The organism is Erythrobacter sp. JB1-15, from assembly GCF_057365035.1.
This window is the reverse complement of sequence record NZ_CP200295.1, coordinates 641,443-653,486: the sequence shown is the minus strand read 5'-3', so window position 1 is coordinate 653,486 and position 12,044 is coordinate 641,443. Positions and strand designations below refer to the sequence as shown.

11 protein-coding genes, 1 tRNA gene and 1 pseudogene are annotated in these 12,044 nt (G+C 56.7%); 6 read left to right on the top strand and 7 right to left on the bottom strand.

The window, feature by feature from the left end; translation table 11 throughout:
- Positions 1 to 105 precede the first annotated feature (105 nt).
- Entirely contained in the window at positions 106 to 1,305 is a 1,200-nt protein-coding gene (locus AC0V6L_RS03125; RefSeq protein ID WP_486152967.1) for an S-methyl thiohydantoin desulfurase family protein, read from the top strand.
- A 45-nt stretch (positions 1,306 to 1,350) separates the two neighbouring features.
- On the opposite strand, the gene AC0V6L_RS03120 is transcribed toward AC0V6L_RS03125, so the two are convergent.
- From AC0V6L_RS03120 to AC0V6L_RS03100, 5 genes are all read right to left on the bottom strand, one after another.
- Positions 1,351 to 2,583: a GGDEF domain-containing protein gene (locus AC0V6L_RS03120; protein WP_486152966.1), complete on the bottom strand. Its 1,233-nt coding sequence runs from the start codon at positions 2,581 to 2,583 to the stop codon at positions 1,351 to 1,353.
- A 579-nt stretch (positions 2,584 to 3,162) separates the two neighbouring features.
- Positions 3,163 to 4,008 carry an enoyl-CoA hydratase/isomerase family protein gene (locus AC0V6L_RS03115; protein WP_486152965.1) on the bottom strand — a complete coding sequence of 282 codons (846 nt, stop codon included), beginning with the start codon at positions 4,006 to 4,008 and terminating at the stop codon, positions 3,163 to 3,165.
- 99 nt (positions 4,009 to 4,107) lie between these two features.
- A complete protein-coding gene (locus AC0V6L_RS03110; protein ID WP_486152964.1) occupies positions 4,108 to 4,905 on the bottom strand; it encodes an SDR family NAD(P)-dependent oxidoreductase in 798 nt (265 codons plus the stop codon).
- Between the two features lie 47 nt (positions 4,906 to 4,952).
- A complete protein-coding gene (locus tag AC0V6L_RS03105; protein WP_486152963.1) occupies positions 4,953 to 5,867 on the bottom strand; it encodes a 2OG-Fe(II) oxygenase family protein in 915 nt (304 codons plus the stop codon).
- A gap of 20 nt (positions 5,868 to 5,887) precedes the next feature.
- Complete coding sequence (locus AC0V6L_RS03100; protein ID WP_486152962.1) at positions 5,888 to 6,670, bottom strand: CmcJ/NvfI family oxidoreductase; 783 nt, start codon at positions 6,668 to 6,670, stop codon at positions 5,888 to 5,890.
- 120 nt (positions 6,671 to 6,790) lie between these two features.
- Here AC0V6L_RS03100 and AC0V6L_RS03095 point away from each other — a divergent pair, with 120 nt between their 5' ends.
- Both AC0V6L_RS03095 and AC0V6L_RS03090 read left to right on the top strand, forming a co-directional pair.
- Complete coding sequence (locus AC0V6L_RS03095; RefSeq protein WP_486152961.1) at positions 6,791 to 7,696, top strand: LysR family transcriptional regulator; 906 nt, start codon at positions 6,791 to 6,793, stop codon at positions 7,694 to 7,696.
- Positions 7,697 to 7,708: 12 nt separating this feature from the next.
- On the top strand, positions 7,709 to 7,888 hold the full coding sequence (locus AC0V6L_RS03090) for a transposase (protein ID WP_486152960.1): 180 nt from the start codon (positions 7,709 to 7,711) through the stop codon (positions 7,886 to 7,888).
- A 100-nt stretch (positions 7,889 to 7,988) separates the two neighbouring features.
- Here the strand turns inward: AC0V6L_RS03090 and AC0V6L_RS03085 are convergent.
- Both AC0V6L_RS03085 and AC0V6L_RS03080 read right to left on the bottom strand, forming a co-directional pair.
- Positions 7,989 to 8,536 (bottom strand): annotated as a pseudogene (locus tag AC0V6L_RS03085) (DDE-type integrase/transposase/recombinase).
- A 177-nt stretch (positions 8,537 to 8,713) separates the two neighbouring features.
- Positions 8,714 to 8,805 (bottom strand) — tRNA-Ser (locus tag AC0V6L_RS03080).
- A gap of 287 nt (positions 8,806 to 9,092) precedes the next feature.
- Between AC0V6L_RS03080 and AC0V6L_RS03075 the strand changes: the two genes are divergently transcribed.
- The 3 genes from AC0V6L_RS03075 (at position 9,093) to AC0V6L_RS03065 (ending at position 11,920) form a co-directional block, all read left to right on the top strand.
- Positions 9,093 to 10,073: a DUF1134 domain-containing protein gene (locus tag AC0V6L_RS03075; protein ID WP_486152959.1), complete on the top strand. Its 981-nt coding sequence runs from the start codon at positions 9,093 to 9,095 to the stop codon at positions 10,071 to 10,073.
- An 81-nt stretch (positions 10,074 to 10,154) separates the two neighbouring features.
- Positions 10,155 to 11,330: an amino acid aminotransferase gene (locus tag AC0V6L_RS03070; RefSeq protein WP_486152958.1), complete on the top strand. Its 1,176-nt coding sequence runs from the start codon at positions 10,155 to 10,157 to the stop codon at positions 11,328 to 11,330.
- Between the two features lie 29 nt (positions 11,331 to 11,359).
- The gene (locus AC0V6L_RS03065; RefSeq protein WP_486152957.1) at positions 11,360 to 11,920 is read left to right on the top strand and encodes a GNAT family N-acetyltransferase; all 561 of its coding nucleotides are present in this window, start codon (positions 11,360 to 11,362) and stop codon (positions 11,918 to 11,920) included.
- The last annotated feature ends 124 nt before the right edge of the window (positions 11,921 to 12,044 follow it).

Below are 12,044 nucleotides of genomic sequence, written 5' to 3'. Positions count from 1 at the left end.
GGCGGGTTCGCTGATCAAGTCACTTACAAAAGGGGCGGGCTGAAAAGGCTCGCCCCTTTTTTGTTTCAGATGGGGGAATGCGTGATGATACCAAGGCGGCAATTTATGGGCGGGCTGATGGTCGTCGGCGGGGCGCTGGCGGCGTGCAGCGACGTGAGCGGTGATGGAGCCGGAGGAACGGCGAGTTCGGGCGCTGCAAAGGCGCTTTCCGCTCAAGACTTGGAAGATGCTTTGGTCGGCTCATCCTATCTTGGCACGGGTGGCGGCGGGAGCTTAGCCGCAGCGCGTGAGCTTGTTGCAGCAGACCTTGCTGCTGGTCACACATTCAGCGTCTTGAGTGTGGCCGATTTGGCTGATGAAGACCGGGTTGCCTGCCCCTATGGCCTTGCCAGTCTTGCGCCGATGAGCGATGCAATGGCGGCGAAATTGGAGGCGGCTGAAAACCGAATTGAACTGCCGGTTCAAGGTGCCTTTACCGCGCTCGAAGAGCATTTCGGCACCAAATTCTCAGGCGTGATCCTGGGTGAGATTGGCCCCTTGAGTTTGGCCGAGGCGCTTTCTACCGCCGCGCGGCTGGATGTTCCGGCTCTCGATGCCGATACGGTGGGCCGCGCCGTGCCAGAGATTAACCAGCACTCGGTGAAAGTCGCCGGAGTGCCGCTTACCCCCATTGGCGCAGCAACGCCTTTTGGCGATAAAATGGTGGTGAAAGAGCTGGGTGATCCCAGCCGGGCAGAGGATGTCTTGCGCGCCGTCGCCGAAGCCAGCCAGGAATGCGGCGTCGCGGATTCGCCGATTACGGGCGCGCAGGCCAAAACCGATGGAGTGCTGGTGAAAGACAGCCTCACGCTGGCGCGCAAACTGGGCGCAGCGGTGCGCACAGCCAAGGCAGACGGCAGCGATCCGATAGCCGCCGCGATTGCCGCAGGGGATGGCTATCTGCTGTTCACCGGCACAGTCGGCGATTTCAATTGGCGCGATGAAGACGGGTTTTTGAAAGGCGATCTGACGTTGGCGGGCAATGGCGATTTTGCAGGTCAAAGCTTTGCGACCGAATATATCAACGAACATCTGATCGCGCGCCGCAATGGGAAGGTTGCAGCCACCTGTCCCGATCTGATCAGCGTGATCGATATGGAAAGCTATGACGGGCTCAACAATCCCGATTTCACGCGCGGTCAGCGTGTGAGCGTGGTGGGCTTTCGCTGCGATCCCTTATGGCGCAGCGATGCAGGGCTGAAAGTGTTCAGCCCCGGATATTTCGGGTTCGACGTGCCTTACACCCCGATTGAAGAGCTGATCTAACGCGCCGCTTGGCCCCGCGTCCGGTCTGAGCAATACCGATTTGCTTTACGCCAGTTTGCTTTGCGCCAGATCGCTTTGCAGCAGGGCAGGCGAAGGGGCGGAAGCAGGGGGATCGGTCACCACATCCTTGCGCTGATCTTCGGCATTGCTCACGCGGTCGCGGCCCGTTGCTTTGGCCTTGTACAGCGCTGCATCTGCGCGGCCAAACAGGCTTTCATAACTTTCCCCTTCGCGCGCTGTGGCAATACCGAAACTCGCCGTCAGCCGGATGTCATCGTTCAGCCCGTCATGAGTAAGGCTGGCAAAGGCCAGTCTGATGCGTTCAGCGAGCCGGGCAGCGGGCGCGTTTTCGCAATTCCACACCGCGATGCAAAATTCCTCGCCGCCAATGCGGCCTGCATTGTCGCATCCGCGCACCATCTTTTGGATAAGGTCGCCAAAGCTCGAGATCGCCTGATCGCCAGCCTGATGGCCCCAAATGTCATTCACTTGTTTGAAGTGGTCGATATCGGCCACCACCAAGCTTAGCGGACGCCCCTCGATCTGCGCTTTGGGCAGCAGATTGCGCATGGTTTCTTGGAAAGCCCTGCGATCCTGCAACCCTGTCAGCGTATCGCGTTCGCTGCTGGCGCGCAGCGCTGCGGTCCATTCCGAGATAGAGGCCCCGATCAGCACCATGGCTGTCGCAATCCCTTTCAGAGCAAGGCCAAGGCCGATCATCGAATAGTACAGCGATTCCCGGTAAACTTGCGCCGGGATTGCCCCTTCGAACAGCAATGTAAGGTTGGGTCGGATGAAAAAGTCCGCCGCCTGATACACCATCACAGCGATGATCGCGGCATCAACCAGCGTGCGGCGCGGGGCGGCGAGCAGGGTCGCAACGCCAATCGTGAACATCACACCATAACCTGTGTTGACGATGATCAGCCGCGCGCTCACATCGTTGGAAAAGCTGATCGCCACGCCTAGAACCAGAGCGGTGATGATGTAGACGCAGACTAAGCTGACCAAATGCGAATTTTGCCCGGCGCGTTCGCACACCGATGCTATCATCACTATCGACCCAAGCGCGTAGAAAAACTGGCTCGCGTGGAAGACGTAAAAGGCATCGACCGGCAGAAAATGAGTGAGCAAAAAGCCTATCGCTGACAGGGCATAGGCAATGCCAAATCCTAGCACGTGCCGCTGCAACCGGCCAACCCGCCATAAAACTACAAATGTTGCGGCAAAAAATAGCGCCATGAACGGCGTTATCAGTCCCAATATCTGTGTTTGCATTGACCCTATGCGCTCCCTTGAGAACGCCTTAGGCAAAGAAGGTTAACGCAGCCCTTAGGGTTACCGCGCAGGGCCAAGCACCAATCGACAACTTTCAATGATAAAGATATGTCCTGAAAACTAGAGAAAATGGCGGAGACGCAGGTGGCGAGCGCTAGCGTGTACGCGCTTGTGGAAGATGGCATAATCACAGGGCTCTAAGGCGAAGTGAATTGCGCGCGGATCAGCGCAAACCCATTTAACTCGGATGGATTGTGAGCCAAGCTGGCGTTTGAGGCCGTGTCTGGGCCTGGCGCGGAACGGCAGTTTTCCGATCTGCCAAGCAATAAGCCGCCATTCGGCCTACGACCCACTATCGGCCTTCAGTCTTGTCTCGAACTGGGCCGGTGGCGGACGGTCTGTTTTGCACGGCCAAAGGTAAAGAAGCAGACGTTACCCTTTCGGTCCACTGGCAGACATTGAGGATCGGATGATTTGACTGAGAATTCGATCATCTCAACGGAATCATCTCAACAGCCCCAAGCGAGAAACCCGGCTCAGGCAGCTGAGCCGGGTTCTGTCACTCGCGCGGGGAGACGATCAATTGATGTCCTGGACGTCCATCACCAGCTCGCCCCATTTGCGCTGGTTTTCAATGTCGTGCTCCAGCCCCTGCTCGTCGGCGATCGTGAAACGCTTTAGCGCAGGCGTTTTGCTGGTCGCTTGATAAAGCCAATAGGCTTCTGCTTTCAAAGCCTCATCAATTGGCTTGTCGATGGATTCATACACCATCTGTTTGCATGCATTGATGGATTCGGCTGGGAAGCGTGCGATGCGTTTGGCCAGAGTGTCGACATATTCGCCGATTTCATCGGGCTCCAGAACTGCGTTTACAGTGCCAAGACGAACGGCTTCATCGGCATCATAATCCTGCGCGCTCAAGATGATCTCCAGAGCTTTGCCAAGGCCGGTTTGCCGTGCCATCCGCGATGCACCGCCACCGCATGGCAAAATGCCCATGCCGACTTCCATCTGCATAAATTTGTACTTGCCGCGTGCTGCAAAGCGCATGTCGAGCGCCAGCGCCAATTCATGTCCGCCGCCGCGCGCAAAACCTTCGAGTTTGGCGATGGTTGCCTGCGGCACTTTGCTGATCCGCTCACACACAGCCTGCAGATCGAGCAATTGCGCTTCTTCGCGTGAGACCGCCTCGTCAGACATATCTTTCAGCAATTCGGTGTCATAGTGGCAGACCCAGATTTCAGGGTTGGCTGACTGGAAGATGACGACTTTTGTTTCGCGGTCACGCTCAAGCCGCATCGCAAGGCTGTTCAGGTCGGCCAGCATTTCCTGGCCTTGAACATTGACCGTGCCGAAATCGAATGTGACGTGCATTACGCCTTCATTTTTCTCAACCGAAAACGTTGTAAATCCTTCGTATTTCATAATCTCTTCCTTTCAGTGCGGTGGTGGATTGCAGGCAGACCTCTCCCATTGATCAAAAGCGAGCTTTGATCGGGAACCGTGCCTGCGGTTGGTGAGCGATCAGCCGATCAACTGCTCAATCGCGGCGATAACGCGCTTGTTCTTCGCCGGGTCTGCGGCATCGGGATGTGGCTGCCCAAAGCCCTGGCGATCATTGTCGTAATAGCGGCCTGAGGCGTTTGCGAACTCATCGCTTAGGGCAGCGCGGGTCAAGATATCTGCGCCAATGCTGAGGTCGTGTCCGGCCTGGCCATAGGCTTCCTTGACCATTTTGCTGCCCAAAAACGAAGCGGGGTTAACCGCCACAATCATCGGGCCGTCTGCGCCAAGGTCATGTGCCATTTGCGCGGACCACATGGTCAATGCAAGTTTGCTTTGTCCGTAGGCGGCATTGTCGGAGAAGGGCCGCTTTTCAAGGAAGGCTTCGACCTGAACAGAGGACTGCGCAGCGGATGATAGGTTCACAACGCGGCCCGCTGAGCCCAACTTGGGAAGCAGCAATTTGGTGAGCAAATACGGCGCCACCGCATTGACGATAAACCGCGTGTCATAGCCGTCTGCATTCACCGGCTGCGGAGTTGTGAAAACACCGGCATTGTTGATCAGAACGTCGATGGCCTCAAAGTCTCGGCTGATTGCATCGGCCAAAGCTTCAACCTCTGACAAGACCGACAAGTCGGCGCGATATGTTCTAACTTCTCCAGCGCCGCGAATGGCAGAGACTTCCGCTGCTGCCGCTTCAATCTTCTCTGGGCTGCGTCCATGCAGCAGCAGAGTGTGCCCTCCAGCGGCAATCATTTTTGCAGTTTGAAGGCCAATGCCATCGGTTGCGCCAGTGATGATGATAGTCTTGATCATGGTGATTTTTCCGATTGTTAAAGAGGGAGATTGGGGCGAGGCTCTTTCTAGAAAGGAGCAAAACCATCGGAAGGGATTTGCGGCACAGTCCAACGTTCCGCTGCGGTTGCGGCTTCACCGCCCTGACCATGCTGATAGGGAATTTGGCCGTGTTGGCCATAGAGCCAGAGAACGAAATTGTGCCGTTCGCCCTTGGTAATCGGCTTGGATGCATGCATTGCGCTGCCATGGTGGATCAGCGCCGTACCCGGGGCAAATGTCAGATCCTTCACCGACTTCGTAGCTGGGTCCATAAAGCGCACAGCAGACCCATCAAATTCCTCACCGGGAAGGTTGAGGTTGATATTCAATGTCACGCTGGATGCATCGGTATGGGCTTGAAGGGTTGTATCCTTACCCGCTTCCCATTGGATTGAGAAACCAAAGGTCTGGCTGTCATAGCCATAGACATCCGGAAACAGCAGCCGTGCGATGGGACGCATGAAATGATCCATCAGGTCTTGGTAAAAGGCCTGAAGGGTCGGCGCAGCGAGATAGCCTTGCGAACGCGGATCGAGCATTGCGCCGCCGCGATTAAGGACCAGCCCATAGGGCGGGCGCATTGGAATATCTGCATCAGCGGCGCGGTCCAGAAATGTGCGAAGGTCGCTCAGTTTTGCAGGGTCAAAGAACTGCGCTTCGTAGACATCGGGAAACACCTCGGTCCAAAGATCTTTGACGAGGGTTTCTTGCGCAGGATTGTCCCAAGCATCTTCAACGGCTTTGCGCAATTCGGGCGCATAAAGCGACCTGTCGAGCGTGAGCCCTTTCAGATTGCCGGCCTTCTCCCATTCATCCCAAGCGCTTTCGAAGACTTTTTCATTCTCGTCCCAGAAACGATTAACTGAAGGGGATCTTTGCAACATTTCGCCGCGTGACGGGCGGATAACAGTGCGTGCTTTTGTAAGTGTATCGATTGACATGGGCCTTGGCCTTTCATGAATTAAGAATAGCGGATGAGTGTCCGGCTCTCGATGCTTTTGCGCGGCACAGTTGCTTTGATGTCATCAGGCAGATCGAGCGCGCTATGAGCCAGATGCGGACGTCCGCTGCTGTCATAAATGTTGAAGATTATCGCCTCATCCGGGGTCATGTTGGAGCGGTAGAACCATTGGTGGTCCTGATTGCTCGCCACGCCTAGAATCTGGCCAAATCGGTCAGGGTAGATAAGGCCGATATCCATCCAATCATCGCGCTGCATGGATACCGGATTGATGAAACCGAGCGGTGATGACTTGATCACGTTTTCGATAGGACGCCAAACATTGACGAAGCCAAACCCTGCGTCCTGAAATTCCTGTGCGCGGTCCTCACCCACCAAATCAATCAAGCGCTGCTGAGCGCCGGCTTCATTGTAGTCATTGTGGACATTGCGGGCCGGACGACGTGCGGCCTGCGGATCGTCAACGCGAATGGTGTGATCAAAAACGATCACTTCTTTTGCGCCAAGCCGGTCTCCAAGAAGCGACTGCAATTCGCGCTCGTATGCGGCTTTCCAATCTTCCTTATCGCCAAAATCTTTCACGCCGGAAGGTTGATCAATGAACTCTACGCCGTCGCGGTGAAACGTGGGCTGCCAGTCGCTGCCGCGTAGATCGGTCACATTGACGGGCCTGGTTTCAAGGTCTGGCGACAGGAGGTTGCCTACAATGCCGTCGACATCGAATTCGAACGCTTGCGGCGCAGTCTTCTTTACGTGGTAATTCACGGTCGCATTGATGTGCATCGGATTTCTCCATCTGAGCGGCCAAACATTCTGCCGCATTCGTTGGGAGTGATCTATTGCCTGACATATCAATATGAAATAGAGTAATTCTTGATGCAGTTTATGGATTTTTGATATAATATGGATACTGAAGCTGTCCGCCTCTTCGTCCTTGCAGCTGACCTTCTGAACATCAGCGCAGCGGGCCGCGAGCTGGGCCTTTCACCTGCGGCAGCGGGCACGCGCCTGGCTAAATTGGAAAACGAAGTGGGCGCAGACTTGCTCCACCGGTCAACACGAAAAGTCTCCTTATCTTTAGAGGGTTCGGAGTTTCTGCCGTTCGCCAAGGAGATTATTGCGCAGGAAGATGCTGGTCTCGTGGCGCTCGGCAAAGGCAATCCGGTGGCATCTGGAACCTTGCGATTTGCGTGTTCAAGCACGTTCGCCCAGCTTTACATAGCTCCCATCCTGCCTGAGTTTTTGGAGACATATCCTCAAATCAGTCTCGACCTCAGGCTTTCGGACACTCAGGCCAAGCTGATCGAGGGCGGATATGATCTCGCCCTGCGCAATCTTGCGATTGAAGACAGTTCTATGATTGGACGAAAATTGGCAGATGACACGCGCATCTTATGCGCATCTCCCGCCTATCTTGCCCGGTATGGCACGCCTGAGCAGCCTGATGACTTGCACACGCACCGATTGCTTACCTTTGGCGAAGGCAGCCGCATTTTGACCGCTGATGACAAGCGGCTGTGTCATTTCCCGCCAGAAGGCACGCCTGAGCGGGTCGCCTGCGATGATGGAACGAGTATGAAAATAGCCACTCTTGCGGGCACAGGCATATCGATGAGTTCGCTGTGGAGCATCCATCAAGAGTTGCAGGATGGGTCATTGGTTCGGGTGCTGGCTGATTATGAAGTCAAAGACGGATCAGCGGTTTGGCTGGTCTATCCCAAGTCTAACGTGCTCTCAGCAAAAGTGCGTGTGATGATCGATTTTCTAATCGACCGGATTGGCTCCCCTCCGATCTGGGACAGAAGATAGGGGGTATCCCCTTTGGATACGTCACTAACTCTGCTAAATTCTGGCATCACGAGAGCCGTCACCACCGTCCAGTTCTCCACCGCCCAGTTCTCCCGCAAATTTCCAAATGACGAAGTCTGCTTGCAGCACTTGTTCGACGTTCGCTTTGGCGACGGTTACGAATGTCCAAAGTGCGAACGCGCCTTTAAATAGTTTGGCATCAAGGCCGAGGGTGCTGGCAGTCTAACTGCAACTTGTCTCTGATTGGCGGAGTTGTCCCTTACCCGATATCAGTTCAAACCATAAGGCTTTGTTACTCAACCAGTGCGGCTGAGCGGGCAGTCTTGTAAGTCTGTCTGTCTACAGGATGGCGTTGGGCGCTGAAATGGTCGTGAACGTTGGCGTGAACCGAGGCGGACTTTCGTAGCGATTTCATCTGCCGAAATCTTAGCATCGCGCTTCCTCGTCGCCGGAAAGTAAGGTGGCTGTTTTCACCCTGCTGTTAGCCCATCGTCCCACTTCCTGCTTCTCAGCATTTCTGAGCTCTCGCATCGCAGAAGGGTATGAATTGAGCCCGTCGGTTGCGATTTTCTCTCCCCGACCGTGCCGCTTCCATTGCCTGAAGCTACGCATCCGGCTTGCCCGCTGGCGCTGCACATTTGCCGCGAACAGCGGACTAACCCGGCTCTACCACTGCCGCACCGTCTCCTGGTAAATATCGATCCCGCGCTCCGCCAGTAGGTCTTCGACGTTCCGCAGGCTCAACGGAAACCTCCCATACATCATCATGATCAAGCGTATTATCTCAGGTGGCGAGTTGAAGCGTCTAAAAGGGCTGGGCGGTGTGGGGCGTCTTGGTATCAAGCGGCCTTATCCCAGCCACCTCAATCCTCAACAGGCGCAGTTGGTCTGACAGCACCGAGAAGCACAGAGACGGATCCCGAAGTTCCAACGAACGGCAGTTAGCCCCGTTAACACCGCCACATACCGCGGCCTTGCGCGGATACCCTGTAGGCAAAGACCAGTGCTGGGGGTTGATGGCGGAGACGGAGGGATTCGAACCCTCGATACCCGTTACCAGGTATGGTTCCTTAGCAGGGAACTGGTTTCAGCCACTCACCCACGTCTCCGCGCCGCATTTTGGCTGCGAGGCGTGCGCTATAGTCATGGTTCTGGCGGGCGGCAAGGTGGCTTTCGACAAAATTGCGCTCTGCGCCGCATCTGATGCCTGCCGCTGCGTAGAAACCCGCAATCCTCGCCCGCCAATTCGCCTGCGGTTCACGTCACTTGCTCTAATCCGATTCCATTCAACGCGTTTTCGATTCGGTCTGTCGCCTTTTCGATTGCTTGGACAGGCGCCTTCGATTCTGCTTGCGCCACGCACAATTGCTGCATTTTGCCGCCAAGAGGTATTGTCATGCTCTCGCTTTTCGCTCGCACTCCTGATGTTCTTTCCAGATTTGCCATTGCTTTGCTGGCCGCATTCGCGTTGGCCAGCACCGGGACAATCGCGAGCGCGCAAGGGGTGGAGACATTTGATCCCGACGAGATTTTTGCAGCCCCCGAAACAGCGGCGCAAACGGCGGCGCAAACAGCTTCGCAAGCTGCGGGACAGGCGGCCAGCCAGCCTGCGCGAACCCCGGCGAGCCGCACAATTGACGCCGATCTGGCCGATCCGGGCGCCGTCCGCGCACCTCAGCCTCCGACCTATACAGCACCCACCTACACAGTTCCTGGCGATAATGCCCAGCAGCCGGTTCCATCCCAGCCCACCAGCGAACCCGGATTTGAAGGCGTGTTTGATCCCTATTCCGATTACGGCGCGGCTGGTTCTGCGCAGACATCGGCGGCGGGCCCTGATATTGCTGCAGGCGAAAGCGCGCCTGCCATTCCCACCGCGGGCGCGCAGGATGCCAGCACTTACGGCGAAGATGACCTGATCGGCGCTGCCGAGGGCGTGTTTGGCAAAGGCGCAGAAGGGCTTGCCCGAATGATTCAGGGGCTGCTGAAAGATCAGGGCCAGCCCAATGGCTATATCGTCGGGCGCGAAGCAGGCGGTGCGTTCATTTTTGGTGCGCGCTATGGTTCGGGCACTTTGCATCACAAGGTCGAAGGCCAGCGCAAAGTGTACTGGACGGGCCCCTCTGTTGGCTTTGATGCGGGCGCGAATGCAGCGAACACCTTTATCCTAGTCTACAACCTTTATGACACACAGGAATTGTTCAAACGCTATGCTGCGGGCGAAGGGCAGGCCTATTTGATTGGCGGGCTGCATGCGAGTTATGTGCGCCGGGGCGATAAAGTGCTCATCCCCATCCGCATGGGCGTGGGCGCGCGGCTTGGCATCAATGCCGGCTATCTGAAATTCTCTGAAAAGCAGCGCTGGTTGCCATTTTAAGTCGCCAGTTACGGCAAAGTCGCAATTATCGAGCAAAAGGCGGTTGCAGCGCGCGGCCAAGCGCGCCATGGCACGCGCGTTATGCTCAACAACCTTGAACCCCAATCGCCCGATGCGCTGCTGGCGCTGATCAAGCTTCACGCGGCTGATACCCGCCCTGATACGATTGACCTTGGCGTCGGTGTCTATCGCACTGGTCAGGGAGATACGCCTGTATTTGCCGCGATCAAAGCGGCTGAACAAAAGCTGGTCGATGAACAGCCTTCCAAAAGCTATCTGGGACCAGAGGGCGATATGGGGTTTGTCACCGCGCTGATGCCTTATATCTTTGGCGGCGATCCGACCATGGGCGGGCGCATTTCGGGGATGCAGACGCCGGGCGGCACGGGCGCTGTTCGCCTTGCTCTCGCATTGGCGCAAAAAGCGGGCGTGAAACGGCTGCATATGGGCACGCCCAGCTGGCCCAATCACGCGCAGATCATCAATGATCTTAAGCTTGAGCTTGCCGCGTTTGATCATGCCAATCCCGATGGCACGGCCAATCTCGATGCGGTTCTGGCCGCAATCCGGGGCGCGGGCGAGGGCGAGGCCATCCTGCTTCATGGCTGCTGTCACAACCCCACCGGCATTGATTATTCTGATGAAGACTGGGGCGCGATTGGCGATGCGATTGCGCAAAGCGGCATCTTTCCGATCATCGACACCGCTTATCAGGGGCTGGGCGGGGGTCTGGAGGAAGACGCGGCCGGGCTGCGCTCGGTTCTTGCGAAAGTGCCCGAGGCGTTCATCGCTTACAGCTGCGACAAGAACTTTGGCATGTACCGCGACCGGGTGGGCGCGTTCTATGTGATGGCGGATGAGGCGGATGTTCTGGACAAGGCATTTTCAAACGCCAACGCGCTCGCACGGGCCAGCTGGTCAATGCCGCCCGATCACGGCGCGGCTGCTGTTCGGCTGATCCTGCGCGATGCCGATATGACGGCGATGTGGACCGATGAGCTTGACCAGATGCGCGAACGCATGCGTCAGGTGCGCGCGCGGCTGGCTGATGCTGGTATGGCGGGCAGTGTCGATCTTACCCCGCTCGGCAGTCAGAACGGATTGTTCTCCATGCTGCCTGTGACCAAGCAGCAGGTCGTGCAATTGCGCGAGGATCACGGGATTTATATGGCCGCATCGGGCCGGGTGAACATTGCTGGGCTGACCATGGGCAATATCGACAAATTTATCGCCGCGATTGCCGCTGTAACGGGTTGATTGACGGGGCGAAAGGAACCGCCAGCGCAATGGCCAGCACGATGGATCGCCAGCCCACCCTTACAGGGGACCGCGTCACGCTGCGTCCGTTGGTGCAGGACGATTGGGGGGATCTGTTCGCCATCGCGTCAGACCCCGCCGTATGGGAACAGCATCCCATGCACGACCGCTGGCGCGAGGATGTCTTCGCCGAATTTTTTGCCGATGCTCTGGCCAAAGGCGGCGCGCTTGCCGTGATTGATCGGGCCAAGGATGCAATCATCGGCTCCACCCGGTTTCAGGCCTATAATCCAGAGGATGGCGGATCAGTTGAGATCGGCTGGACTTTCATCGCGCCGCTGTATTGGGGCAAAGGCATCAATGCGCAGATGAAACGCCTGATGCTCACCCATGCGTTTGAAAGCGTTGAGCGCGCCCAATTTCGCGTGGGCGAGACCAATTACCGATCACGCATAGCGCTGGAGAACATCGGCGCCGTTCGCACAGATCGCACCGAGCTTGCCCGGTATCAGGGCAAAAGGGTGCTCCATATTGTCTATGAAATCACGCGAGCCGGATTTGAGGCAGGCCCGCTTTGTGCGCCTTCCTAAAGCCGTTTGCACCTGGATTGATATCTACGCGGTTCTAAGATAGCTTCATCGCGCCGATGCCGATCTAGCGGCTAAGGATGGAGGAGGAGGCTGCGCTGCCATTTGTGGCAGTGTGGAGCGCTTT

What these genes read in the sequence shown, in the direction of transcription:
- AC0V6L_RS03105 (WP_486152963.1), bottom strand. Translation starts at nt 5,867, where the DNA reads ATGTCAATCGATACACTTACAAAAGCACGCACTGTTATCCGCCCGTCA.
- AC0V6L_RS03125 (WP_486152967.1), top strand. Translation starts at nt 106, where the DNA reads ATGGGCGGGCTGATGGTCGTCGGCGGGGCGCTGGCGGCGTGCAGCGAC.
- AC0V6L_RS03110 (WP_486152964.1), bottom strand. Translation starts at nt 4,905, where the DNA reads ATGATCAAGACTATCATCATCACTGGCGCAACCGATGGCATTGGCCTT.
- AC0V6L_RS03065 (WP_486152957.1), top strand. Translation starts at nt 11,360, where the DNA reads ATGGCCAGCACGATGGATCGCCAGCCCACCCTTACAGGGGACCGCGTC.
- AC0V6L_RS03100 (WP_486152962.1), bottom strand. Translation starts at nt 6,670, where the DNA reads ATGCACATCAATGCGACCGTGAATTACCACGTAAAGAAGACTGCGCCG.
- AC0V6L_RS03095 (WP_486152961.1), top strand. Translation starts at nt 6,791, where the DNA reads ATGGATACTGAAGCTGTCCGCCTCTTCGTCCTTGCAGCTGACCTTCTG.
- AC0V6L_RS03070 (WP_486152958.1), top strand. Translation starts at nt 10,155, where the DNA reads ATGCTCAACAACCTTGAACCCCAATCGCCCGATGCGCTGCTGGCGCTG.
- AC0V6L_RS03115 (WP_486152965.1), bottom strand. Translation starts at nt 4,008, where the DNA reads ATGAAATACGAAGGATTTACAACGTTTTCGGTTGAGAAAAATGAAGGC.
- AC0V6L_RS03075 (WP_486152959.1), top strand. Translation starts at nt 9,093, where the DNA reads ATGCTCTCGCTTTTCGCTCGCACTCCTGATGTTCTTTCCAGATTTGCC.
- AC0V6L_RS03120 (WP_486152966.1), bottom strand. Translation starts at nt 2,583, where the DNA reads ATGCAAACACAGATATTGGGACTGATAACGCCGTTCATGGCGCTATTT.